Genomic DNA, 24,636 nt, shown 5'->3' on the forward strand with positions numbered 1-24,636 from the left:
AGGCTGACGATGAAAAATAAACATGAAAAATTTGAAACAAATGTTGGTTTGTTTGCTATTTTCACTATTCTCGCGATAAGTATTGGCGGCTTAGTTGAAATAACACCGTTGTTTTTTCAAAAAGCAACGACAACACCTGTTGACAACCTCAGACCTTACACCGCTTTAGAAATGGAAGGTCGTGATATTTATATCCGTGAAGGTTGTAATGTATGTCATAGCCAAATGATACGTCCTTTTCGCGCTGAAACTGAGCGATACGGGCACTATTCAGTCGCTGGTGAAGGCGTATGGGAACATCCATTCTTGTGGGGTTCTAAACGTACAGGTCCTGACTTAGCTCGTGTTGGTGGTCGTTATAGTGACGATTGGCATCGTGCGCATTTACTTGACCCTCGTTCAGTGGTTCCAGAGTCGAATATGCCTTCGTTTAGCTGGTTAGCTGAAAACAAGTTAGATGGCGAATTAACCGAGAAGAAATTAGCTACTTTTAATTTCTTAACGCGCAATCGCAGCCATAAAGATGAACAAGGTAATCGTATCCCGTTATATTCAGCTGCAGATTTAGCCGGTGCTAAAGACGCGGTTAAAGATAAAACGGAAATGGAAGCTCTTATTGCTTATTTGCAATCTCTCGGTCATGCGTTGAAATAATGATGATGGATTATGGCACCCTCAGAGGGTTAATAGCTTTATTAATATTGGCACTATTTATTATTATTGTGGTTTGGTCTTATTCTAAAAAGCGTAAAAGCGCTTTTGATGAAGCTGCAAACTCTATCTTCGAAGAAGATAAAGAAAAGACTGAGCTTAATGACGTGAATGGCAAACAGGAGACTAATAAAAATGTCTAGCTTCTGGAATATATGGGTTTGGGTTTTAACCCTAGGAACTTTAGTCGGTTGTTTTTTACTACTTCGCTATTGTTTAAAGAACTTTGCAGGTGTTCCTGAAGGTGAGTCAATGGGACACACCTTCGATGGCATCGAAGAATTGAATAATCCACTGCCGCAATGGTGGAGTACATTCTTCTTATTAACTATCATTTGGGCTTTTGGTTATTTAGCACTCTATGGTTTAGGTAATTGGACTGGATTTATTGGTTGGAAAAGCTCTAACCAAGGAATTTTGAATCTTGCTGAATCTAAAGCGCAGATAATCGCCGCAAAAGAAAATGGTTATTTAGTACAGTATGACCGTGAAATTGAAGCCGCCGATTTAAAATATGGTCCAATTTTTGATGCCTATGCTGCACGCACCATTGAAGACTTAGCCACTGATGAAGAAGCGTTAAAAGTAGGTCAACGCCTATATTTACAAAATTGTTCTCAGTGTCATGGTTCAAATGCAAGTGGTACTACCGGTTTCCCTAACCTAACCGATAAAGACTGGTTATACGGCGGAGACCCACAATCGATTAAGCATACACTTCTATATGGTCGTAATGCTAACGGTATGATCGCTTGGGGCTCAGCATTAGGTGATCAAGGCGTTAAAGATGTTGCCGCCTATGTACTGAGTTTAAGTGGTCGTGAAGTTGACGTTGCCAGTGCTGCTGCCGGTAAAGAAAAGTTCGCTCTGTGCGCAAGTTGCCATGGTGCTGACGGTAAAGGTAGTTTAGCTATGGGTATTCCTTTAGGAGCGCCGAACTTAACTGACAACATCTGGTTGTATGGCGGCTCTCCACGTGCCGTTGAGTCATCTATTAAAAATGGTCGAGCTGGTGTAATGCCCGCATGGAAAGATATTTTAGGTGAACAAAAAATACATCTTGTTAGTGCATATGTGTATAGTTTATCGCAAAAATAACTGCGTTTAATTAGTCTCAATATATCAGCCTTGCGGTATTATTACCGCAAGGTTTTTTTATATCTTCCAAGCCAAGAATAGTGAGTAAATTGTTGGTTTTTTAATAGTTCCCAATAGAAAAAAGTCGTATAATACGCGCACTTTCACCGACTGAATTTTTAATATGAAAACATCTTGGTATAAAGAGCCTTGGGCTTGGTTCGTTTTTATTCTCCCCGCTACCGCGGTTGTTGCTGGTATTTCGACTTACTTTATTGCTAACCATAATCCCGATCCATTAGTCGTTGGTGATTACTATAAAAAAGGTAAAGCAATTAACCTAGAAGTCTCTAAAGTAAAGCTTGCCCAAAAATTAGGGATGCGCTTTGCATTAAAACTGCAAGATAACGAATTAATTATCAAACCTACCGGTATTGATAAAGTATTCCCGGTGTTAAATCTTAATTTTTATCACCCGACTCTTGCTGATAGAGATTTCTATTTAGCACTCACGCCTGACGGTAATGGCTATTTTAGGCATGTCTTTGATGAACCAGTAAAGGGAAAATGGCGCTTAACCATAACGCCTTTTGAGAATCACTGGAAAATTCAAAATACTATTTTCTTACCTCAAAGTGAATTTATCGATATTATTCCTAATGTTAGAGAAGCTAACTAAGCGCCAATAGTCTCTATTAGCTTAGGTGTTGATTAACCTCACCTAAGCAACACCTCTATAAAAACCAATTATTTGCTTGGCCTCAACATATGAAAACACTTTGTTATCACTGCAGTGAAATTGTTCCTAATGGGTTAGATTTATCAATAAAAATTGAGAATACCATGCAGCCGATGTGCTGTATTGGATGTCAAAGTGTTGCTCAAGCGATTATTGATAACGGTTTAGGTGAATATTATCGTTTTAGAACAGCTCCCGCACTAAAAGGTGAGCCTCTGGTTCCTGAGCAGTTACAACGTAATAAGTTACTTGATGATGACAGCCTACAAAGTGAATTTACTTATAAAAATGATGAATATAACGAAGCAATTTTAACGATTGACGGTATAAGCTGCGCGGCATGTGCGTGGCTTATCGAAATGCAACTTATCAAGATAAACGGCTTAATTAAAATTAATGTAAATGCCACGACACAACGTGCAACTGTTCGATGGAATAATAGTGAAGTACAACTTAGTGAGCTGATTAATCATATCAGCAATATTGGTTACCAAGCCCTCCCTTTTAAAGCGAGTACCGCCGAAAAACTTAACAAAACCCAAAGTAATAATTATATTAAACGCCTAGGTATCTCTGGTATTTTAATGATGCAAGTCATGATGATCGCTTTTGGCTTATACTTTGGCGCCTTTTCTGGCATGGATGAGTACAACTTAATCTATTTACGCTATGCGAGTTTATTCTTGACCTTACCTATTGTCACCTATGGCGCATTACCCTTCTACAAGGGAGCTATTAATGCTTTAAAAGTGAAGCGTTTATCTATGGATGTTCCTGTTGCTATAGCGATTTCACTGGCATTTTCGGCCAGTGCTTGGGCAACAATCACTCAGCAAGGTGAAGTCTATTTTGAATCAGTATCGATGTTCACTTTTTTACTACTTATTGGTAAATTTTTAGAATTTAGAGCAAGAAGTCGCGCTGCGGAAGTCTCGGCTAACTTGCTTAAGTTAATGCCGATGATAGCGACAAAACTCATTGATGATAAAGGAACAGAAAAAGAAGTCATACTACCAGCAAAAAAACTTCGTCCTCTCGATATTGTACTCATAAAACCAGGCGAAGTGGTTCCCGCTGATGGCACAATAATTACAGGCAGCAGCCAACTCAACGAAGCGATGTTGTCGGGTGAGCAGTTACCCTTAAATAAATCAATAGGCGATACTGTCTTTGCAGGCACTATAAATGGTGACGGTAATATCAACGTTGAAGTTAAACAAGCCAGTGAACATTCTTTTTTAAGCCAACTGATCAGATTAAGTGAATCATCTCAGGCGCATAAACCCAAATTAGCAAAATTATCAGATAAAATCGCTCAATACTTTGTTGCGGTTATTTTACTAACCGCTATAGGTACTGCATTTTATTGGCAACAGCATTTACCTGAAGAAGCTTTTTGGATCACCTTATCGGTACTCGTTGCTACCTGCCCTTGCGCCTTGTCACTGGCAACCCCCACAGCGTTAACCTGTGCGACCACACGCTTAAACCGCGAAGGTATCATGATAAAATCTGCACATGTTATGGAAACATTACCGAAATTAACCACTATTGCCTTTGATAAAACAGGTACCTTAACTTCTGGTGATTTTTCTATTAATGAAATAAAGCGCTTTAATAATGAAAAGCTTAACTATAGCAAGCAGCAGGTTTTAGCTATAGCAGCAGCGCTCGAGTCTTATTCTGAGCACCCTTTAGCCAAACCGTTTAAAGCATTTCGTGATTACTCCTACCATACTCAAGCCGTTGAAATTAAATCTGGTGCTGGTATTCAAGGGAAAGTGAACGGTCAATACTTTCAAATCGGCAAACCTAATTGGTTGCTTAGCGAATCAAGTATGTTGGCAGAATTTGCGACGGCTTCTTGCCTATTAGTAGCAGACAACCAATTAGTCGCTGCTTTTTATTTAAGCGATGAAATTCGCAATGATGCCCAAACGCTGTTAGATGACTTAAAGAAATGTAATATTTATACCATCATGCTATCGGGTGATAACCCTGCTGGCTGTGAAAAAGTTCAGGCATTGCTACATTTAGACGAGATACATAGTACTTTGACTGCGGCTAATAAGATGGCGATAATAAAAAATCAGCCTAAAAACTCAACCGTTGCTATGGTCGGCGATGGTGTCAATGATACGCCAGTATTCGGCGCAGCCCATGTCTCGATTGCTATGGGGAGTGGCACCGATATAGCTAAAAGCGGTGCCGATGTTATCTTACTCAATAATCGTTTAAAGTCGATAACAACATTAAGACAGGTCGCCAATAAAACTCGTCGCATTATTTGGCAAAATTATTTTTGGGCATTCGGTTATAATGCTATCGTATTGCCCCTTGCCGTCTCAGGCTACATTACCCCCTATATGGCGGTTATAGGTATGTCTGCAAGTTCGATATTGGTTATCACTAACTCGTTACGTTTATTAAAAAAGTAAACGCAAACTTATAATAGAGCATAAAGACCATGAGCATTATTTATATTTTGATCCCCATAGCGATAATCCTAACCTCTATCGCCATTTATTTATTTTTTTGGGCAGTAAAAACTGAACAATTTGATGATTTAGAGAAACAAGGTATGAGTATCTTGTTTGATGAAGATGAAAACACTACCACCAAAAAGTCCACTGAAACCCATAGCGAAAATACAGCTAAAAATGATACGGGTAGTAAATAACAGCCATGTTGAGTATAGATTATTTATCGGCATTCATCATCGGCTTGTTAGGTTCGGGACATTGTATCGGTATGTGCGGTGGTATAACAACGATGTTAACATCTGCTATATCACCGCAACAAAAAGGCAGCGATAAATTTAAGCTGGTCGGTGCATATAATGTTGGCCGAATTTTTTCTTATAGCTTAATTGGGGCAATCGTTGGATTTAGTAGTTCTATTGCAATAAAGAATATTGGCGTTCCATTAGGTTTTTTACGGTTATTTGCAGCGGTATTTTTAATTTTATTAGGCTTGTATTTAGGCCAATGGTTAATGTGGCTATCAAAAGTTGAAAAAATGGGTAAGTTCCTTTGGCGTTATCTATCCCCGTTAAGTAAAAGGTTTATTCCCATTAATAATGCTAAACAAGCGCTAGCATTAGGAGCAGTCTGGGGATGGTTACCTTGTGGTTTAGTCTACTCGACATTAACTTGGTCCTTAGCCAGTGGAAGTGCCCTCAGTGGCGCCCTAATTATGACTAGTTTTGGTTTAGGTACTTTACCAGCCTTGTTAAGTCTTTCACTTGGCTCTTTTGGTATAAAGTCGTTGGTAACAAACACGAAATTCAAGAAAATAATGGCGCTAATGATAATTTCATACGGAATATACAGTTTAATGTTTGCATATCAGCAATTGTTTTAATATGATCGATAAATTAGGGATAACTCATTTAGGTTAATATGTATAAAAAGCCATGTTCTACATCTCAACATATTCATTGTCAAAACTGTAGTATCAGCGAGCTGTGTTTACCTTTCTCTTTAAATGATAAAGAGCTCGATACACTAGACAGCATTATTGACCGTAAACGCCCTATCCATAAAGGCGAACAAATTTTCCAAGATGGCGACAAAATGCAAGCTTTATACGCTATTCGCTCTGGAACATTCAAAACATTTACGGTTAATGAACAAGGTGAAGAACAAATTACCGGTTTTCATTTAGCGGGTGATTTATTAGGTTTTGATGCTATTGCTGAGTCAGAGCATCCTAGTTTTGCAAAAGCCTTAGAAACATCTATGGTCTGTGAGATACCTTACAATACTTTAGATTCATTATCGAATACGATGCCTAAGTTGAAAAAACAAATTCTTCGCATGATGAGTTCAGAAATCCGCGCAGATCAAGAAATGTTAACGCTACTTAACCGCAAAAATGCTGAACAACGCTTAGCAACTTTTATTTCAACCTTAGCCAGTCGCTATCATGCACGGGGTATGTCACTAACAGATTTTCGCCTAACGATGACGCGAAGTGACATTGGTAATTATATTGGTTTAACGGTTGAAACCATCAGTAGATTATTAAATCGTTTTCAAAAAAATGAATTAATCACAGTTGATGGAAAACTCATCACAATACTTAATATGGATAAACTTAACGAGTGTGCTTCACTGTAGTTTATCGCTTTTTTAAATAATTATAGATAAATGCTTAACATTAAAGATGTTAAGCATTTTTTTTATTGAAATATTATGATTTAAAGCAAATAATATCTATTAATTATGGTCTATTATTAATATTATTTAATAACTAGGGAGTAAATATTATGGATAAGTATAAAAAAATATTAGCCGTTATTGATCCAACCACTGAAAATCAAAAAGCGTTGAAACGTGCGATTGAATTAGCACGACATAGTGGCGGACAGATCACTGCATTTTTAACCATTTATGATTTATCTTATGAAATGACCACCATGCTTTCTGGCGAAGAGCGAGAAGCAATGCGTCAATCGGTTATTAATGATCGTAAACTATGGTTAGACGAAAAGATTTCAGAAACTGATCACCAAGACATAACCATAGATACCTGTATTATTTGGCATAATCGCCCATTTGAAAAGATCATAAAAAAAGTACTGGCTGAAAACTTCGATATTGTCATCAAAGGCACCCATCAACATGACAAGCTAAAGTCGGTTATTTTTACGCCAACAGATTGGCATATCTTAAGGAAATGTCCCTGCCCAGTATTACTGGTTAAAGACCATAGCTGGCCAAGCAATGGTAATTTACTTACCGCACTCAATATCGGTAGCGATGATGATGAGCACAAAGCGCTTAATAATAAGTTAACCCAAGAATCAATAGTGTTTTCTTCACTGATTAAAGCCAATGTTCATTTAGTGAATTCTTATCCAGGTACGCCAGTAAATATTGCCATTGAAATTCCAGAGTTTAACGCCTCTGAATATAACGACACTATGTTTAATCATCACAAAAGTGCGATGAAAGACCATGCTAATAGCTTTAATATTCCGCTTAAAAATACCCATGTTAAAGAAGGTTTACCTGAAGATGTTATTCAAAGTATTTCTAAGCACGTTGATGCTGAATTAGTTGTGTTAGGTACTATTGGTCGAACGGGGATTTCAGCGGCACTTATTGGTAATACTGCAGAGCATGTCATTGACCGCCTTAACTGTGATGTCTTAGCGATAAAACCTGATGGTTACCTCTCGCCATTAGCTTAATATTGAAATATGTAAATATCCATTAAAAAGCCGAGGATTTCCTTGGCTTTTTGCTATACTACGCGCGGTAAAATTCATACTTTTTATTTCAAATATCTCTAGGAAACACTATGAGCGCTCAATCAGCGACACCAATAACATCTTTAACACCCAGCCAAAAAATACAGCTGAGTAAACTTGAGAAGCGCTTAAGACGACATGTTGGCCAAGCTATCGCGCAATATAATATGATAGAAGATGGCGATAAAATAATGGTGTGCTTATCGGGTGGCAAGGACAGTTACGCCCTTCTGGCTATTTTAATGTTGTTAAAAGAATCAGCGCCCATTCATTTTGATATCGTTGCCGTTAATCTTGATCAAAAACAACCTGGTTTTCCTGAGCATATCCTTCCCGAATACTTAGAAGCTTTAGGTGTTGAATATAAAATTGCGCAAGAAGATACCTACTCTATTGTTAAAGATAAAATACCTGAGGGGAAGACCACCTGCAGTTTATGCTCTCGTTTACGCAGAGCTATTTTATACAAGGTCGCGGCAGAAATAGGCGCAACTAAAATTGCACTAGGCCATCATCGTGATGACATGGTTGAAACACTGATGCTAAATATGTTTTATGGCGGTAAATTAAAATCAATGCCAGCAAAATTGGTCTCTGATAATGGTGAGCATGTCGTCATTAGACCGTTAGCTTTTTGTAAAGAAGCAGAACTCATCCAATATGCACAACTAAAAGCGTTCCCAATTATTCCTTGTAATTTATGTGGCTCTCAACCTAATTTACAACGTCAAAACATTAAGAAAATGTTACAGGACTGGAATGTTAATCATCCAGGACGAATTGAATCTATGTTTACTGCCATTCGCAATGTGGTTCCATCACATTTGTGTGACAGTGAACTTTTTGATTTTAAAGGGATTAACGCTGATTCAGGCATTATCAATGGTGGCGATATCGCTTTTGATGATGAACCTATTATTGCCGCTCAATTAACAAACAACGTCAATATTGAAGACAATTCAAAAGCCAAACTTTCATTAAGTAACAGTTTGAATATTATAGAAATAAAGTAGAATCTACCTTAATTAATACCAAGTATCTAAGCGCGATAACAACACCAGTTAAAAGAATGAATGTTATCGCTCGCCATCATTATCTGACGCGTAATACAATAAGCCGAGCCTAAATAACCTTAGGTTTTGGCTTCGACAATATTTTATCAAAATACACTTTATTATGGCGGATCATTTCTGTTATTTCTAAGACATAATCAGTGCCTCTAATAGAATAACGCAGTAATCCTGTTGCTAAGATTTGTGGCGATAGTGGTTGTTCTTGAGCGCGTAACTGCCCTCTAATTGAACGAAAAACACCATAAGCATGATTTGTATTAATATTGTGTAAATAACGCTGTACCGCATGCTCTAAACTATTAAATGCCGCTACTTCATGTTTAGCACCGTCATCTCTTCCTCTTGGCACCATGCCACAACCCTTTTTATAGCACCACATACCAAAAAAGTTTAAACCAACTCGAGCAAAACGAGAAGTGCCCCAAGCTGATTCATTGGCTGCCTGCACTAATACTAGTTCAACAGGCACAATATCAATACGCAACAATAATTCATTAAGTTGCTGTAGCGGCGAGTGTTTTTGATTAACTTTATATTTCTTAATTAATCGCTCAAGCAAAGCTTGTTGATCTGCTAAAAGATTTTCCTCGAGGAAAAGTGTTTCTATCATCAAGGAGACTTCTGCCCTTAACATAAGAATATTGCTATTCTCTTGCGCTATTGCTGGATAAATATAACGGAAAAACTGACGTTTTTTCGTTTTAACATCGCTTATAGAAGCAAAGTTTGGGATCTTAACGTTATGAAGCGGTTGCTCAACCACTTTTACTTTCGCCTTGACCACAGGAACGATAACAACGTTTGTTACTTCCGGCGTGGGAAGTTCAAAAGTTGGCGCTAAAAAAGTGAAGGGCGCAATAAGCGCAAGAAAAAATACACTTATTAACACAGTTCTCATCAAATATTGAATGATCATAGTAGCCTTTTTGTTAACAATAAGGTTTTGCACAGAGCTTTACGCTGAAAATGTATCACTCGTTTGCTGAGCGGGTACATCCGTCGCTTGTAACTGCATGCCAAAAATCTCTCGATATAAAATGCCTTTAACATTATAAAATAGCGGCGCTATAAATGTTAATGCGACTAAGAAAAGCATAACACCAATCACTGAAAATTGTGTTTTAGCAAGAATGGCTAAGGGGATTAAAGATAAAAATAAAGTTAAAAAGAGTAAGCTATAAATAGCGAGTAACTTAAACCACTGAAAACGTGTAACTTGTAAACTCAAGGTGATAGCTTTTATCGGTGATAATTTTTTATCTACTACAAGCGGCAGTACTAATGACAAGGCGACCGCTAAATAAATACCTGGAAAAACAAATAAACTCATACCTAAAGTTATTAATACTGACGTTAACAGCGCACAAACAGCAACCCAACTGCCTCGTTTTAAGAAAGCAAAAATTAATTTACTATTGGTTTTTAAACCAACGGCATGAAAAACGCCCATCATCTCGACACCAACTAAAAAAGGATAGATAACCATAGTGACAACAATATTTAATAATGTTGTTGATTGTGGGTCTTTAATCACTTGTTCAATACCACCCATGGTATTACTGATCAAAAATGAAACAACAATCCCCAAAATAAGCGTAAAAAGTAATCCTAAATTAATAGCGATTCGCGAGCGAAGTGTTAATTGCCACGCCTCTTTTAATACCGAAGAAACGTCAATAGTATATTCACCCTGCAAAGACTTTTCTATGCTACCACCAATTTGTACTACTTTTTTTTCATCCACGAAAATGACTACCTTTGTGTAAATTTTTCAACATTATAGCAAGTTGATTTGATATTGGAAAATAGCATAAATTTTCACCTGAATTATCGGTGTAATTTAGCAATACGTTTTAATATATTTTGAAAGTAATGAGCACCTTTCTCTTGGGCTAAGGCAATATTATTATCAGGTATTTTCTGTGGATTTTTATACACAGATAATACCTTTTCCATACTCGCTTCTCGAATTAAATGAAGCGTGGGTAATGGCGAACGGTTAGTATAATTAGAGGCTGCGTTAAATGGCTCACCTTCAAAATAATAATCAGGATGAAAACTGGCGAGCTGAAAGACACCTTCATAACCTAAGGTGAACAACAATTCATTAGCCTCATCGAGTAAATCAAGGTAGCTTTCAAAACCTTTAAAGCCTTCATTAAAAATCAATAAAGTCGTTTCTATGCTGGGGTCAGCGACGAGTCTTTCAAATTCTATGGCTAATTCTGCTAAAGCCGATTCAACCTTTTTTGCTGGGCAAAGTTGATAATGTATCGTGTTATTAACAAACTCTTTTTTTGCAAAAGGGCAAAAATTCAAACCAATAATTATTTCTTCTAGCCACTGCTTAGTTTGTGAAATTTCAACGGCATACATTTGTTTATCAGGCATTTTGTTGCAGTTGCCACATCGTTGCGTAATGACCCTTTTTAGTGAGTAGCGTTTGATGATCGCCCTGCTCGATTATTTCCCCTTTGTGCAGGACAATAATATTATCGGCATCAATAATAGTTGATAATCGATGAGCTATCACTAAGCTAGTGTGATCTTTAGCCACCTCTTTGATTGCTTTTAAAATAGCTTGCTCTGAGTGACTATCAAGTGACGACGTTGCTTCATCAAAGACCAAAATAGCAGGATTTTTCAAAATGGTTCGGGCGATGGCAACCCGTTGCTTTTCGCCACCAGAAAGCTTTAAACCACGCTCGCCAACGACGGTATCAAAACCTTTTGGTAACGAGGTAATAAAGTGACTTAAATGCGATAATCTTGCAGCTTCTTCAACTTGTGCATTACTCGCGTTTACATTGCCATATTTAACATTTTCAAATAAACTTTCATTAAATAACACCGTATCTTGTGGCACGATGCCAATATTCTTTCTCAAGGAATGTTGCGTAATATCAGTAACTGCTTCGCCGTCAATTTTAATACAGCCTTGTTGGCAGTCATAAAAACGAAAAAGTAGTTTCACTAAGGTCGATTTTCCTGAGCCACTCTCGCCAACAACAGCGACTTTTTGACCCGCTTTAACCTCGAATGAAACATTTTTTAAAATGGGTCTTTGCTCATCATAAAAGAAGCTAACGTTATCAAATTTAATAGCACCATGGCTTATCGCTAATTCTTTGGCATCTTGTGCATCTACAACCTTAGGTACTTTTTGCAACAAGGTAAACATTTGCTCAATATTTGCTAAAGAACCTTTTATTTCTCGATAAACAAATCCTAAAAAGTTTAAAGGGATAAACAGTTGCATCATAAAAGCATTAACCAGGACAAAGTCTCCTAAGGTCATTTGTTGATGAGTCACTTGATAAGCCGCTAACGCTAACATTGCCGTCATCGCTAACGACACGATAATGGCCTGACCACCATTTAAAGCAAACAGTGACAAACGGTTTTGCATTTTTGCTTTTTCCCAATCAGCTAATTGACTGTCGTAAGCTGTTGATTCATATGATTCATTAGTAAAATATTTAACCGTTTCATAATTTAACAGACTGTCTATTGCGCGAGTATTACTTGATGAGTCAGCTTTATTTGCGGCTCTAATGTAACGCGTGCGCCATTCTGTTGCGTAAATCGAGTAAGCGATATAGCTGGCAATAGAGACGCCGGTGATCAGCGCAAACCAAATGCCATAATTCACCCATAATATGGTAATAACCATAATTATTTCGAGTAAGGTTGGCACAATATTAAAAACCATAAACCGCATTAAGAAGTTAACCCCAGACGTACCACGGTCAATGTCACGCGAGAGTCCACCTGTCTGGCGGTCCAAATGAAAGTCTAAGTCAAGTTGATGCAGGTGCTCGAAAACTTTCAAACCAATGCGGCGGATCGCTCGTTCGGTAACACGGCCAAATAAGGTGTCGCGTATTTCTGCCAGTAGCACAATAGTTAAACGCACTAAACCATAAGCGGCAACTAAAGCAAAAGGCACAATGAAAATATTGTTTTCTTGTTGAGCATCAAGTCCGTCAACGATATCTTTTAAGATAAAAGGCAGATAAACACTGGCGAGTTTAGTTAACACCAAACAAAACAACGCAAAACCTATTCGCACTTTAAATTCGAGTAAGTAGGGAATAAGTGACTTTAGCACTCGCCAATTAATGGTGGCATTTTCAGGTGACGAGTAGGAAGATCTGCGCATTAAGGGATATTACTCTGGTAGGAATTAGGCAAACTTTAACGGCTTTAATCACTTAAAGCAATCAAGAAAATCAACCCATAGTGAACACAACATCTGTTTTTCACTTAATTGAATAAGCGCTGCCGCACTGTAGTAGCTATAAACTGAGTATATTAAGTACGTCTCTGTATATCTAATCCATAACGCCACTTTAATCATGACGCTGATCTGAAATAAACAGCTAAAAAAACTGATTATAATTTGTTGTTAGCAAATTATAATCAGCATTTAATCGTCTCTAAGAGCGAAGGAAAACTCCATAGTTATTTAAAGTTCCCCCCTTTTAAATAGATGAGTAAAATCTATCAGTAAAAGAATCACATACCGGTAAATATACGTACCTAAAAATTTAATGCCTTACGTTAAGCTTTAAATTGTTGCGTTAATTTATTGAGCTCATCTGAAGAACTTTGCATAAGTTGAGAATTTTTTGTCATCGCATTTAATTGTTCTAAACTGCTATGACCTGCGCTAACAATTCTATTAACGTTGCTGCTTAACTCTTCTGCAACAGTACTTTGTTCTTCAACCGCAGAGGCTATTTGCGTCGCCATTTCAGTAATTTGTTCTGTAGAGCTTAAAATGCTACTAATAGACTCACCTGAACTGAGTGCATTTTCAACTGACGCTTTACTTTTAACCTGGCTATCTTCCATAACATGAACCGCTGATTTAGCACCTGATTGTAAACGTTCAATGGTCTGCTGAATTTGTGCAGTGCTTTCTTGAGTTCGACTGGCCAAAGCCCTAACTTCATCTGCAACCACAGCAAAACCACGCCCTTGCTCTCCAGCACGAGCCGCTTCAATGGCAGCGTTTAACGCCAATAAGTTTGTTTGTTCGGCAATTCCGCGAATGACATCTAAGACTGAAACAATGCCTTTAACATCATCCTCAAGTGCACCAACCACCTTAGTGGCTTCATTAAGGTGATCAGATAAGCCATTTATTGACTCAATAGACTCTTTAATAATAGCGGATACTGCTCGTGCATCTTGATTTGCTTGCTCTGCTGAGCCTGCAGTTAACTGAACATTATTAGCAATTTCTTTTGCTGACGCAGACATTTCAGTGATGGCGGTAGCCACCTGATCCGTTTCAGACTGTTGATTTTCTAAATGCCCACGACTGGCCTCAGAAGCTTGATATACATTTTGTGACACCTCTGAAGTCTGCTTTACCGACAATTGAATAGATTGAACAAGCAATTGAATTTTATCAACAAAGACGTTGAATGACTCTGCAACAAGGCCTATTTCGTCTTCACGTTTAACGCGTAGTCGCTGCGTTAGGTCGCCTTCTCCACGCGCAATATTCTCTAAAGCATTGGCAACTTCACTTAAAGGCTGCGTCACTAGTTTAGCGAATAAAAAGTAGATCGCTGAAATTAAAAATACGTCAAGCAATACTCCTTTAACAATGATGCGAGAAGCTAAAGATGACAATTCGAGATCTATTGAAGAACTATCGATAAACAAAGTAACATTACCAACACTGGTACTTTGACCGTCCTCAATATGTTGTAACTTAAAAGTGATCGCTTCGTTTGTTTTCTTTCCTTTTGATTGAGATATTGTTTTTTTATCTTCATTGGTTATTTCTATTAAAGCGATGTCTTCTGATTGTTGTTCCGAGTTTAAAATACCCTTCATTTGATCTTCTTCATAATTCCAAACAGCAGAAGGCAAATTAAGTTTTAATCGAGATTCGACCAAAGAAAGTTGATTTATTTGCTTATTTTTCAGTAAATTACTTTGTGCCATATAATCATACACACCAAAAGAAATGACGAGTGTGGTGACAATAATCAATGCTGAAAAAATAAGTTTAAATGATATAGATTTAGTAACGTTCATATTATTTTTATACCTTTTTACTGCCAGTCTTGTAGACCATATTTATTTAGAATATCTTTTAGCTGTCCAGATGCTCTAAGTGTTTCTGTACCTTTTTCGATTAATTCAATGTACATTTTACTGGTCGGTTTTGCAGGTGAACAAGCAATGTAAATCGGTGCTTTTTCAGCGTTAGTCCCTGCGCTTTTTAGTGCTTCATTAAAACCAAGTTCTTTTAACTTTGCATTCGCGACTGAAACCGATTCAACGACAACATCAATTCGGTTATTAACGAGTTTTTTAAAGTTTTTTTCCAAAGCATCAGTTCCTGAAACATCTTTAAAAACATCGGGTCGACTTTTTATTAACGCGTCAAACTCTTCGCCATAAGCATAACCACTAATAACACCCACTTTCTGAGTTAATAGCGAATCAAAACCGGTAAATGTCCAAGTTGATGCATTATTAACATAATATCCCGTACCATCCATTCCCCAATTCAAAGAAGGAAAAATAAAATCGGGTGCATCTTCAGGATACGCTCCGACAACGCAGTCAAACTTACCTTCACGAACCGAGTTTACCGCCCTTTCCCATGGCATTACCTTATAATCAACAGTATGTCCTGCTGCTGTAAAAATTGCTGTAGCCATATCAATCATATAGCCTTGCTTGTCACCATTTGGATCGCCATTCATCGGAAACCAGTCGTCCGCACGAATAGTAACTGTCGCTGCAGATGCTGGCAGTGAAATAGCAATAGTAAGTAAACCAATAACTAGTTTCATCGTATTAACCTTGTGTAATGTATAGTTGAGTGAATTACGCACATCTGCTTTTAATCAACTGTTATCATATTCATTAATAACAAAGTGCGTAAATATAGCAATCTATTGAGTTAGCCTGAAAAACTATTCTTTATGTATAATTGACATAAGGTCCTATTCATTCAAATATTTTTTCATCACCGCCGTAATATCAATCTTCTTTAAACCTTCATTATAGATAGCTAACCATTTCTGACCTTCTGCACTCTTTTTAAAGGCTACGAACAATTCTTTTTCTGTCAACAACTTAACATTCATTTGCACTTGTTCTTGCGCCTTTTCTAAGTCTTTGCTATTTGCTAGTAAGTAGCTGAAAACATTGGTATCGATAACAGCAGCATCGATTCGACCACCCGCAACTTTACGAATGTTGGTTTCATCAGAGGTAGCGGTTTGCGCTTTTATTTCGCCACTAGCAATTAATGCATCAACTTCAGCTGTATTAACATAATCTTGAACTACGCCAATTTTATATTGCGTTAAATCTTTAACCGCCGACCATACTATGGGTTTTTTCTTGTTTTCAATTACCCCTAAAGGGCCCTTCCCCATCGGATTAGAAAATGAAAACTCATTAGACTCATAGTAATACTCAGGAAAATAACCTGCATATTTTGAGTCTGGTTCCGATGCAAGCTTTACAGCACGGCTCCAAGGGAAAAAATCAACCTTCAACTCATGTCCCATTGCCTTAAACGCTGCTTTAGCTACAGCAACTGAAGCACCTTGCTCATTTAAAGCCTTTCCTGAATATGGCGGCCAAGTTAACGAGGTTAGATGGACGGTGTCGCTAAATGCGGGTGTGCTAAAAGACAAAATTAATATAATTTTTATGACTTTATTAAACATGGCTATCTCCTAAAACTGAAATGTACGAGCAACGGTAAGCAATAGTGTGGTATCGCCATAAGTATCTAAATCAGTGCCGTGCAGCCCTAATGAAAAATCAAAACCATTGGTACTAAAGTTACTGGTGACTTGCCAGTGGTTATAACTGTCACTACCGGGCTCCCATTGCCATTTGTCATCATCTAAACTACTCGACCTGTCAATACCCACTAATAAAGTTAACTCATCATTAATGGTAAAGGTATGATTTAACATAACAATGTAATGACCTGCCCCTGTTCCAAAGTAATCCCAAGCATACCAAAAGTTTAAATCGGTAGCGCCGAAATTCCATTTAGTATATATCTCAGTATAGTTACCGTCAGAACTATAGCTTGCGCCGTTATAAGTATATTGAGCAACGCCAACATCAAGATTAACGTTATCATTTACTGCGGTGTAATAACCGAGATAAACATCTGCTTCTATATTCGTATCATCACCAAAATCAACATTTGACGCCCAACCACCCGCATACCAACCCCCCGCACCAGACCAATCAAGACTACCTTGAAGTGCTGGGCCCTCATCTGTTTGACTAACACCATTAAAAAGATAATCGCTTGCTACTGTAACGGTTGATGACCAGTCAGCGAACGCAGGTGAAGACATGGTAAGTAAAGTTGTTACTAATATTAAATGTTTTTTCATTAAGTTAATCCTATAAAAGATATCTATAAAATTATAGTCACTGATCGCTTAATAACAATATTTTACTGATATTAATAAGTAGATGGGCTAACTCAACTCATTGATGGTGAAGAACTTGTATGGTGATTACGGCAATAAATGTTAGCAGATGAGTTATTTAAGTCGTATTGGTATTAGGTAATTGCTGTATTAATGCTACTTTATGTTAGTTTGCATTAATAATAGTTAGTCGATATCGATGTTATTATCTAGTCATCAACTCCGCGATGAATAGGGTGTGATAAGTTTGTGTGATTTTCCCTAGAGGCCATTTATCTAAAATGCCAAGATATTAACCTATCTCGATAAAGATGAAGTTAGTTTGTTAGTTTGTTAGTTAGTTAAATAGAGGTTCGAAAATCAACAGTCGCTTTACGGCCACCACTTGCATCATTATTTTGATATGACCAATGCATTTTATTGACGATTTTATCAACTAACCTTAAACCTAAACCATAGCCGTAATCAGCACCACTGTGATCAAAGTCACCTTCACTTATATTAATATTTTCAACGATAACTAGGCCTTGGCTACATTGAATAATAACTTCGCCTTCTGCTGTATATTGAAATGCATTGCGAATTAAGTTGTTGAGGATCAAGCGACAAGGTGTTTCAAGTACCTTAATATGAGTAGGCGTCAATTTAAGTGTTATTTTAACTTTTTTACTTTGTAATAAGTACGCGTTATCTTCAACCAAGTTGTTAATCATCAAGTTTAAGTCTATTTCGACTAAAGCCAATGTTTGTTGATTGCTTTGTTCTATGGAGTGTTCCTGGCTGAGCCATAATAGTGTTTCTGTGGTGTGTTGCATATTGAGTGCTGCCCTACTGATTCGGGCTAAAGACTGTTCACCTTTGTCTTTATTATTTTCGCTAGAGAATATTCGGGTTAATAATTCACTGTTACTTTTAACAACCGCTATTGGGGTTCGTAATTCATGACTTGCATGGCGTAAAAAATCTTGTTCTTTACCAAGCATAGCACTGAGCCTTAATAGCGCTTTTTGTTGTTGAACTGCAATCGCTGTTAATTCATAGAATTCAAAGTTTGGTGTGTCTTGCTCAACATTTTCAAGGGTTAAACTTTCAACCCAATCACCAATACGATAAAAGGGTGTTAACGTTCGTTTAAGCAATAACTGGACAGAAAAATGCATCACTAATAAAAAAATTAATGCGATTGGCCACGTTAGCTGGAACATTTTACTGATACCCATTTGGCTTAAGGCATCATATTGTTTAATATTTATTTTTCGTACTAAATAGAAAATTTTACCATCAAATAAGGGCTGTGCAATAACAAATATAGCCTGCTCTGGCCATGAAATAAAAGTGTCTTCACTGAAAAGTCTAATGTTATCCATCGCCATTTTTTTTACATTTTCAAAGGCAGCAAAATGCTCTCGTACTTCGACGGGAAGACTTTTCCAATCTAAAAAACCTTGGAAGTGAATGTTATTAGGCAGTGGATGATCGATGTTTTTTTGATATTGACGTGCAAAATCATTACTTTCTAAATGAAGATCCTGAAAGTTAGCTTCATCAAGCCCATGAATAAAATAAAAGTTAATCACTAAGGTGTAACTAAGCACGATAATTAAGGCAATCATGCTTTGTACTTTTAAGACGTATCGACGAAGGGTTTGTGGTTTTTTCTTGGTTTTACTCATATCAATTATTAACTATAAAGTCGCTATTATAATGTTCATTAATCTCATCATGCACGAAAAACAAAACCTTGTCCCGAAACCGTATGAATAAGCTTACTTTCATTGCTGGTATCGACTTGTTGTCTCAATTTAAACAAATGGACTTTCAAACTATCACTGTCTGGTTGTTCATTACCCCAAACAGCTTGTAACAGTTGTTTTTTTGAAACAACCTCAGGTGATTTTCGCATCAGTACTTCAAGAATTTTCCAACCTGTTGGTGACAATTGTAACGTACGTTGTTGCCGTTTTAATGTTTTAGCGCCAAAATCAGCGTCAAGACCGAACAGTGATAATCGGTTTGTTTGACCACTGCGGCGATTTGCTAACACCTGAATACGGGCAATCAGCTCTTGCATTTCAAACGGTTTAACCAAGTAATCATCTGATCCTGCCGCAAAGCCAGCCAGTTTATCATCTAAGGTATCTCGAGCGGTCAACATCAAAATCGCCGTACTATTTCCTTGCTCGCGCATTTTTTTGCAGACGGTTAAACCGTCCATGCGCGGCATATTCACATCGAGGATCATCACATCAAAGTGGTGATTACTGAGCAATGCTAAGCCAGCAACACCGTTAGCTGCGTGATCACAGGTTATGCCTTCTAATTCAAGATAATCAATAATTGTTGTCGCTAAATCAAGATCATCTTCAACTAACAGTACATGAACTAGCATCGACTGATCTTAAAGAAACTGGCATATAAAACAGGTACAACCGCTAAGGTTAAAATTGTGCCAACGCCTAAGCCGAATGCTAATACGGTTGCCATACCATAAAACATTGACATTGGGTCTATCAATAACGGTAATAACCCCATAATGGTGGTAACGGTTGTCATCGTTATTGGGCGTAACCGTGTTAAACACGAATTAACAATGGCTTGATAGTCACTTTGCCCTGTGGCTCGTTCAATTTCAATTCGGTCAATTAAGACAATCGCATTATTAATAATAATACCTGCCAAACTATAAATACCTAAGGTGACCATAAATCCAAAAGGCGCATTCATGACTAATAAACCAACAACCGTCCCTATCAGTGATAAGGGAATAGTCAGCACAATAATTGACGCTCGGCGGAATGAATTAAATTGCATAACCAATAAAATTAGCACCAAACCAATAACCATCGGCATACTAGCCCCAAGAGCTTGTTGCGCTTCTTTAGACTGGACAATAACACCGTCGTATTCAATTAAATGGTTAACGGGTAAATCTTTTTTTAATGCTTGAATATCGCCGTCAATAACCCCCTTTAGATCTTCCGCTGTCATTTGGGTATTACTGGCTTCAATCGTGATAGTGGTAAACATGTTCTCACGTTGAATTTTTGCATACTGATTAACTGGAATAAAGTCTGCCACTTGAAATAACGGCACTGATGATCCAGTTTGATTAGAAAATATTGAAACGGTACGCAGCCTATCTAGATTAAAACGCTCTTCTTCTTCTGCGCGAAACACCACGGGAATAATATCATCGCCATCACGATATTCAGTAACATTAGCGCCGCTAAAGTAGCCTTGTAAGGCGGTAGCTACGTCAGAAGAGGTAACACCGGCTCGACGGGCACGATGTTGATCAATTTTAACTTGCATCTTAACAATACGATTTTCCCAATCGGTACGCACATTTTTAGTATGAGGGACCGCTTGTAAAACGCTCATAATTTCTTTAGCTTTTTCATATAAAATGTCTTTATCAGGACCTTTTACTTGAATACTTATTGTGCTTGAATCTGAAGGGCCCGCAAACATCCGCTTAACGCGTCCAGACACATTGGGGAAGTTTTCAATAATACCGTTATGTAATTTATTAACAAAAGTATTAATTTTTGTCTCATCTTTAACATTAATGACGACAAACCCTTTATTATTAGCGGGATCTTCTGGATTAAGTGTTAATACAAAACGCGGTCCGTTAAAACCAGAATACCCCGAATAGTTACTGATCTCAGGAAAACTCGTCTTATCATCTAACCAAGTAAACACCTCTTGCATTTGACGATTAGTTTCTCTTGCCGAAGTCCCATTAGGTAGGTCAATGTACATCATCACCTGAGTTCGGTCAGAGTCAGGAAAGAATTGTTTTTTTAGTAAGCCAAAGCCACTTAAAGATACGATTAAGGTGACGACCATCAAGGTCATAAAAATGGCTTTATGTGCTAAAACCCAATGAAGAAATTTTTCATATATTTGATAGAATTTCGTTGAATTTTCAGTGGGTTTATCTGTTGTTGCCGACCCCTTATTTTCAGCTTTGATAAAGAAATAACAAAGCGTTGGAGTAACACATAAAGCTAAAACCCAACTGGTCATCAACGTTATCAGTATAACCAGGGAAACTGAGCGGGTGAATTCACCCGCCACATGCTCGGCAAGCATTAAGGGTAAGAAAAATAAAATAGTGGTTACCGATGAACTGAGTAATGGCATGGCAAGTTCTTTACCGCCCTGGCACATGGCATCAAAGCGGTCTATACCTTGTTCAATTCTTCGTTTAAAGTCTTCAGCGATAACAATTCCATTATCAACCAATAAACCCAAGGCAATGATAAGTGTTGCTAAGCTCATTTTCTCTAACGTCATACCAGAGAACTTCATAATAGCTAATGTGGTTAGCATCACAAAAGGTACAATTGAGCCAACAATTAAACCGGTACGTAAACCTAAAAAGTAAATAACAACCAATAATACAATCACCAGTGTTTGTATTACATTGATTGAGACCCCTTCAATAGATTTCTGTACTTGATCCGCTTGATAAGTTGCAATATTGATTTTGTAACCAATCGGTAAAGTATTTTCAATATTGGTGACCATATTTTTAACTCTTGGCGCATATTCCAATAAGTTATATTTTTGCAGCATGGAAACCCCAAACATAATAGCGGGCTCGCCATTAAAGTAGGCAGGTTTATCTGGCGGATCAATAAAGCCCCGGCGCAGGCTAACAATATCTTTTAGCGCGATGGTATCGTCAGTCCCGGTGATCCTAATATGAGTATTACCTATTTCTTCCAGTGAAGAAAAATTACCCGTTGGCTCAACCACTATGGAACGTAAACCCGTATCGATTTGTCCACCTGGACTAATAATATTTTGATTTTGTAGTTCACTAATAATGCTACGCGGTGAAATACCCAATTGAGCGAGTTTAGCTGTTTTTACTTCAAGGTATATTCGCTCAGCTTGAACGCCGATAATATCAACCTTTTTAGTACCGGCAACACTGTATAAATTGTCACGAATATGTTTAGAAATATCATACATTTCACCTAAGTCAAAACCGTCAGCGGTTAAGGCTAAAGTGACAACAGATACGTCACCAAATGAGTCATTAACAAAAGGAGGACTAGTCCCTTCTGGCAAATTCAATTGCGCTTGTTTAACTTTATTACGTAAGTCTTGCCAAATATTATCTAAATTAAAATAGCGATCGTAAATTTCAACATGAATGACCGATTGTCCCGTCATTGAGGTCGATGTAAGTTTTTCAACTTCAGGAATTTTTCTAATTTCTTTTTCAATGGCACGCGTGATTAATTGTTCAACACGTTCGGGGGCCATGCCTGGGTATGAAGTGGTAACAATGGCTTTACGTATAGTTATTGTTGGGTTTTCTTGTGCTGGTAAGGTTAAATAAGCAAAAACACCGTTGATCAATAATAAGGCAAGTACCATTAAAATGGACTTTCGGTAGGTAAAAGCAATTTTAGTTAAATTCATAAAAGTCTCTAAATTTCAAGTTATACGGGAACGTGATTAATTAAAACGCTTTACATGCTTATCAAGCAACCGAACCGACTGGCCATCACGTAAAAACGAGACACCGGCAATCGCAATAATTTCTCCTGACGATAAGCCAGCAGAAACCAAGACTTCATTGTTTAAAATACTTTCTGTTTGCACCATACGTTTTTGTAAAATTTGTTGTTCAACGTTATAAACAAATACATACGACTTTTGTCCTTCATCTGCTGCCAGTGCTGCAATAGGGAGACGAAAAGCTTTACCTTGATAACCCGTTCGTCCAATACCTTGAAAGGTAAAGTCAACTTCGGCTGTCATGCCTGCTCGCAAATTTTTTGTTTCAGAATTAATAAGAATAGTCACCGGAAATGCATTAGCTGTAGCGGCGCGCGAACTAATTTCTGCGATTGTGCCTTTACTGTTTAAGCCGGGAAACGCGGGATAATGAATATCAATTTCGCTTCCTTTAGATAAATCTCTGATCATCGTTTCGGGGACCATGACTTGCACCTCTAAACCATCGTCACCTTCAATTTGAAAAATGGCTTGGCCCGGAGAAATTTGCATAGAAGGTTCGCTAAGACGTTTCGTTATTTTACCATTGTAAGGGGCCGTTAATATTGAATCACTTAAATCTTTATTGGCGATATCAAGTTGAGTTTTAGCAATGTTTACGGCACTGCTTGCTGACTCAAAAGCTGCTTTGGCATTATCAAAGCCAGACTTTGACACTAAACCTTTGGCTGATAACTCGGCGTAACGTTTATATTCATTTTCAGTTTCAGATAGTGCGGCATAGCTTTTTTGTAGGTTTGCTTGTGCTGATTGACGACTCAAATTAAAGTTTCGTTGGTCTAAACGCGCTAGGGCATCGCCTCGCTTAACTTCATCACCGAGTTTTACTTTTATCCATTGTATTTTTCCACCAACCTCAAAACTTAAATTAGCTTCTTCAACCGGGTAAATAGTGCCAGACAAACGACGCACTTGGTCAAATGAGGTTTGCTGAACTTCTTGCCATGCAATAGGACGAATAACTTCTTCAAAAGGCTGCTCTTCTTTACCACACCCTGAGAGTACCGTGATAATAGAAAAAGCTAATAAAAATAAACGCATACAAAACTCCATGAAAAAAACTGCAATAATAAGGCTATTATAGCGGCTTTACAGTTAACGACCGGTTAATTATCAATACTGTTAAATAATTGCTCTGCTAACGCTTTTAATGTCTCTGGATCTGGATTTGATTGAGCAAAAGTGCGTAAACCATAAATCCCCATGATTAAAAATTGCGCTAAGTGTTCACTCTTTTTATTTAATGATAATTCTTTCGCTGCTTGTGCTTGCAAAAACTTATCAGCTAGCGCTTGTTGCCATTGTAAAACATTGTCGGCAATAACGGCTTGTACTTCTTGATCTTCTTCTGTTGACTCGTAAAGGGTTTTAATAAATAAGCAGCCTTTCGCGGGATCACCGCTGACACATTCATTGACCATATGGTCTAAATATTTTTTTAATTGTGCAAGAATGGTTTCGTCACTTAAAAAAAACTGTGAAAATTCGGCATTACGGTCAGCTTTATACTGGGCGATAGCGGCTAACAGTAAACCGCGTTTATTCTCAAATGCACAATAAATTGAACCTGGATGTAAACCTGTCACTTTTTTTAAATCAGGCATACTTGTCTTGCTATAGCCTTTTTCCATAAATAAGCTCATCGCTGCTCTTAGCACTTTTTCTCGGTCGAACTCAGCATTTCTCATGATCACCACTTTTCATTTATCTACTAGATAACGACATGATACTTAATTTTGAACAATCATTCAAAAATAATACTTGAATGATTGTTCAAATAACGTTATCTTGAACGAA

General features: G+C 37.6%; 23 protein-coding genes. 10 read left to right on the top strand and 13 right to left on the bottom strand.

Annotation, left to right across the window (positions count from 1 at the left end; all coding sequences use genetic code 11):
* Positions 1–9: 9 nt before the first annotated feature.
* The 10 genes from ccoO to ttcA all read left to right on the top strand — a co-directional run bounded on the left by ccoO (position 10) and on the right by ttcA (position 8,797).
* Positions 10–654: a cytochrome-c oxidase, cbb3-type subunit II gene (gene ccoO, locus H4J70_RS13355; protein WP_070376712.1), complete on the top strand. Its 645-nt coding sequence runs from the start codon at positions 10–12 to the stop codon at positions 652–654.
* 5 nt (positions 655–659) lie between these two features.
* Complete coding sequence (locus H4J70_RS13360) at positions 660–854, top strand: CcoQ/FixQ family Cbb3-type cytochrome c oxidase assembly chaperone (RefSeq protein WP_070377255.1); 195 nt, start codon at positions 660–662, stop codon at positions 852–854.
* Positions 847–1,809, top strand: a complete 963-nt coding sequence (gene ccoP, locus H4J70_RS13365; RefSeq protein WP_182214367.1) for a cytochrome-c oxidase, cbb3-type subunit III — start codon at positions 847–849, stop codon at positions 1,807–1,809. The genes H4J70_RS13360 and ccoP overlap by 8 nt, the downstream gene beginning before the upstream one ends.
* A gap of 163 nt (positions 1,810–1,972) precedes the next feature.
* Entirely contained in the window at positions 1,973–2,467 is a 495-nt protein-coding gene (locus H4J70_RS13370; protein ID WP_182214365.1) for a FixH family protein, read from the top strand.
* 89 nt (positions 2,468–2,556) lie between these two features.
* Positions 2,557–4,965, top strand: a complete 2,409-nt coding sequence (locus tag H4J70_RS13375) for a heavy metal translocating P-type ATPase (RefSeq protein ID WP_182251274.1) — start codon at positions 2,557–2,559, stop codon at positions 4,963–4,965.
* Positions 4,966–4,994: 29 nt separating this feature from the next.
* Complete coding sequence (gene ccoS / locus H4J70_RS13380; protein ID WP_182214361.1) at positions 4,995–5,207, top strand: cbb3-type cytochrome oxidase assembly protein CcoS; 213 nt, start codon at positions 4,995–4,997, stop codon at positions 5,205–5,207.
* 5 nt (positions 5,208–5,212) lie between these two features.
* Entirely contained in the window at positions 5,213–5,890 is a 678-nt protein-coding gene (locus tag H4J70_RS13385) for a sulfite exporter TauE/SafE family protein (RefSeq protein WP_259367741.1), read from the top strand.
* A gap of 38 nt (positions 5,891–5,928) precedes the next feature.
* Positions 5,929–6,648 carry a fumarate/nitrate reduction transcriptional regulator Fnr gene (gene fnr, locus H4J70_RS13390; RefSeq protein ID WP_182243734.1) on the top strand — a complete coding sequence of 240 codons (720 nt, stop codon included), beginning with the start codon at positions 5,929–5,931 and terminating at the stop codon, positions 6,646–6,648.
* A 149-nt stretch (positions 6,649–6,797) separates the two neighbouring features.
* Positions 6,798–7,724: a universal stress protein UspE gene (gene uspE, locus H4J70_RS13395; RefSeq protein WP_182251275.1), complete on the top strand. Its 927-nt coding sequence runs from the start codon at positions 6,798–6,800 to the stop codon at positions 7,722–7,724.
* 110 nt (positions 7,725–7,834) lie between these two features.
* Positions 7,835–8,797, top strand: coding sequence for a tRNA 2-thiocytidine(32) synthetase TtcA (gene ttcA / locus H4J70_RS13400; protein WP_182214355.1), 963 nt, complete (start codon positions 7,835–7,837; stop codon positions 8,795–8,797).
* A 109-nt stretch (positions 8,798–8,906) separates the two neighbouring features.
* On the opposite strand, the gene H4J70_RS13405 is transcribed toward ttcA, so the two are convergent.
* From H4J70_RS13405 to H4J70_RS13465, 13 genes are all read right to left on the bottom strand, one after another.
* Positions 8,907–9,773: a glucosaminidase domain-containing protein gene (locus H4J70_RS13405; protein ID WP_182214353.1), complete on the bottom strand. Its 867-nt coding sequence runs from the start codon at positions 9,771–9,773 to the stop codon at positions 8,907–8,909.
* A gap of 39 nt (positions 9,774–9,812) precedes the next feature.
* Positions 9,813–10,601 carry a hypothetical protein gene (locus H4J70_RS13410; RefSeq protein WP_182214352.1) on the bottom strand — a complete coding sequence of 263 codons (789 nt, stop codon included), beginning with the start codon at positions 10,599–10,601 and terminating at the stop codon, positions 9,813–9,815.
* A gap of 83 nt (positions 10,602–10,684) precedes the next feature.
* A complete protein-coding gene (locus H4J70_RS13415) occupies positions 10,685–11,248 on the bottom strand; it encodes a DUF1415 domain-containing protein (RefSeq protein WP_220465931.1) in 564 nt (187 codons plus the stop codon).
* Complete coding sequence (locus H4J70_RS13420) at positions 11,241–13,019, bottom strand: ABC transporter ATP-binding protein/permease (protein ID WP_182214350.1); 1,779 nt, start codon at positions 13,017–13,019, stop codon at positions 11,241–11,243. Before H4J70_RS13420 ends, H4J70_RS13415 begins: the two co-directional genes overlap by 8 nt.
* A gap of 401 nt (positions 13,020–13,420) precedes the next feature.
* Positions 13,421–14,914 (bottom strand): methyl-accepting chemotaxis protein, encoded by a 1,494-nt coding sequence (locus H4J70_RS13425; protein WP_182214348.1) that lies wholly within the window; start codon positions 14,912–14,914, stop codon positions 13,421–13,423.
* 17 nt (positions 14,915–14,931) lie between these two features.
* The gene (locus tag H4J70_RS13430) at positions 14,932–15,681 is read right to left on the bottom strand and encodes an ABC transporter substrate-binding protein (protein WP_182230413.1); all 750 of its coding nucleotides are present in this window, start codon (positions 15,679–15,681) and stop codon (positions 14,932–14,934) included.
* A gap of 153 nt (positions 15,682–15,834) precedes the next feature.
* Positions 15,835–16,569: an ABC transporter substrate-binding protein gene (locus H4J70_RS13435; RefSeq protein ID WP_182251276.1), complete on the bottom strand. Its 735-nt coding sequence runs from the start codon at positions 16,567–16,569 to the stop codon at positions 15,835–15,837.
* A gap of 9 nt (positions 16,570–16,578) precedes the next feature.
* Positions 16,579–17,259, bottom strand: a complete 681-nt coding sequence (locus tag H4J70_RS13440; RefSeq protein WP_182214343.1) for a TorF family putative porin — start codon at positions 17,257–17,259, stop codon at positions 16,579–16,581.
* A 380-nt stretch (positions 17,260–17,639) separates the two neighbouring features.
* The gene (locus tag H4J70_RS13445) at positions 17,640–18,971 is read right to left on the bottom strand and encodes a HAMP domain-containing sensor histidine kinase (RefSeq protein ID WP_182244451.1); all 1,332 of its coding nucleotides are present in this window, start codon (positions 18,969–18,971) and stop codon (positions 17,640–17,642) included.
* A gap of 47 nt (positions 18,972–19,018) precedes the next feature.
* Positions 19,019–19,687 (bottom strand): response regulator transcription factor, encoded by a 669-nt coding sequence (locus tag H4J70_RS13450; protein ID WP_182251277.1) that lies wholly within the window; start codon positions 19,685–19,687, stop codon positions 19,019–19,021.
* On the bottom strand, positions 19,681–22,740 hold the full coding sequence (locus tag H4J70_RS13455) for an efflux RND transporter permease subunit (RefSeq protein ID WP_182222142.1): 3,060 nt from the start codon (positions 22,738–22,740) through the stop codon (positions 19,681–19,683). Before H4J70_RS13455 ends, H4J70_RS13450 begins: the two co-directional genes overlap by 7 nt.
* Positions 22,741–22,776: 36 nt before the next feature.
* On the bottom strand, positions 22,777–23,880 hold the full coding sequence (locus H4J70_RS13460) for an efflux RND transporter periplasmic adaptor subunit (protein WP_157471051.1): 1,104 nt from the start codon (positions 23,878–23,880) through the stop codon (positions 22,777–22,779).
* 65 nt (positions 23,881–23,945) lie between these two features.
* Positions 23,946–24,527: a TetR/AcrR family transcriptional regulator gene (locus H4J70_RS13465; RefSeq protein ID WP_070376693.1), complete on the bottom strand. Its 582-nt coding sequence runs from the start codon at positions 24,525–24,527 to the stop codon at positions 23,946–23,948.
* Positions 24,528–24,636 lie beyond the last annotated feature (109 nt).

This window comes from Colwellia sp. BRX8-9, assembly GCF_014077245.1.
Classification (GTDB): domain Bacteria; phylum Pseudomonadota; class Gammaproteobacteria; order Enterobacterales; family Alteromonadaceae; genus Colwellia_A.

Coding starts and splice junctions, on each gene's coding strand:
- H4J70_RS13360 (WP_070377255.1), top strand. CDS start 660: ATGGATTATGGCACCCTCAGAGGGTTAATAGCTTTATTAATATTGGCA.
- H4J70_RS13385 (WP_259367741.1), top strand. CDS start 5,213: ATGTTGAGTATAGATTATTTATCGGCATTCATCATCGGCTTGTTAGGT.
- H4J70_RS13445 (WP_182244451.1), bottom strand. CDS start 18,971: ATGAGTAAAACCAAGAAAAAACCACAAACCCTTCGTCGATACGTCTTA.
- H4J70_RS13455 (WP_182222142.1), bottom strand. CDS start 22,740: ATGAATTTAACTAAAATTGCTTTTACCTACCGAAAGTCCATTTTAATG.
- H4J70_RS13425 (WP_182214348.1), bottom strand. CDS start 14,914: ATGAACGTTACTAAATCTATATCATTTAAACTTATTTTTTCAGCATTG.
- H4J70_RS13375 (WP_182251274.1), top strand. CDS start 2,557: ATGAAAACACTTTGTTATCACTGCAGTGAAATTGTTCCTAATGGGTTA.
- ttcA (WP_182214355.1), top strand. CDS start 7,835: ATGAGCGCTCAATCAGCGACACCAATAACATCTTTAACACCCAGCCAA.
- H4J70_RS13420 (WP_182214350.1), bottom strand. CDS start 13,019: ATGCGCAGATCTTCCTACTCGTCACCTGAAAATGCCACCATTAATTGG.
- H4J70_RS13465 (WP_070376693.1), bottom strand. CDS start 24,527: ATGAGAAATGCTGAGTTCGACCGAGAAAAAGTGCTAAGAGCAGCGATG.
- H4J70_RS13460 (WP_157471051.1), bottom strand. CDS start 23,880: ATGCGTTTATTTTTATTAGCTTTTTCTATTATCACGGTACTCTCAGGG.
- H4J70_RS13430 (WP_182230413.1), bottom strand. CDS start 15,681: ATGAAACTAGTTATTGGTTTACTTACTATTGCTATTTCACTGCCAGCA.
- H4J70_RS13370 (WP_182214365.1), top strand. CDS start 1,973: ATGAAAACATCTTGGTATAAAGAGCCTTGGGCTTGGTTCGTTTTTATT.
- H4J70_RS13450 (WP_182251277.1), bottom strand. CDS start 19,687: ATGCTAGTTCATGTACTGTTAGTTGAAGATGATCTTGATTTAGCGACA.
- H4J70_RS13440 (WP_182214343.1), bottom strand. CDS start 17,259: ATGAAAAAACATTTAATATTAGTAACAACTTTACTTACCATGTCTTCA.
- fnr (WP_182243734.1), top strand. CDS start 5,929: ATGTATAAAAAGCCATGTTCTACATCTCAACATATTCATTGTCAAAAC.
- H4J70_RS13415 (WP_220465931.1), bottom strand. CDS start 11,248: ATGCCTGATAAACAAATGTATGCCGTTGAAATTTCACAAACTAAGCAG.
- ccoS (WP_182214361.1), top strand. CDS start 4,995: ATGAGCATTATTTATATTTTGATCCCCATAGCGATAATCCTAACCTCT.
- ccoP (WP_182214367.1), top strand. CDS start 847: ATGTCTAGCTTCTGGAATATATGGGTTTGGGTTTTAACCCTAGGAACT.
- uspE (WP_182251275.1), top strand. CDS start 6,798: ATGGATAAGTATAAAAAAATATTAGCCGTTATTGATCCAACCACTGAA.
- H4J70_RS13435 (WP_182251276.1), bottom strand. CDS start 16,569: ATGTTTAATAAAGTCATAAAAATTATATTAATTTTGTCTTTTAGCACA.
- H4J70_RS13405 (WP_182214353.1), bottom strand. CDS start 9,773: ATGATCATTCAATATTTGATGAGAACTGTGTTAATAAGTGTATTTTTT.
- ccoO (WP_070376712.1), top strand. CDS start 10: ATGAAAAATAAACATGAAAAATTTGAAACAAATGTTGGTTTGTTTGCT.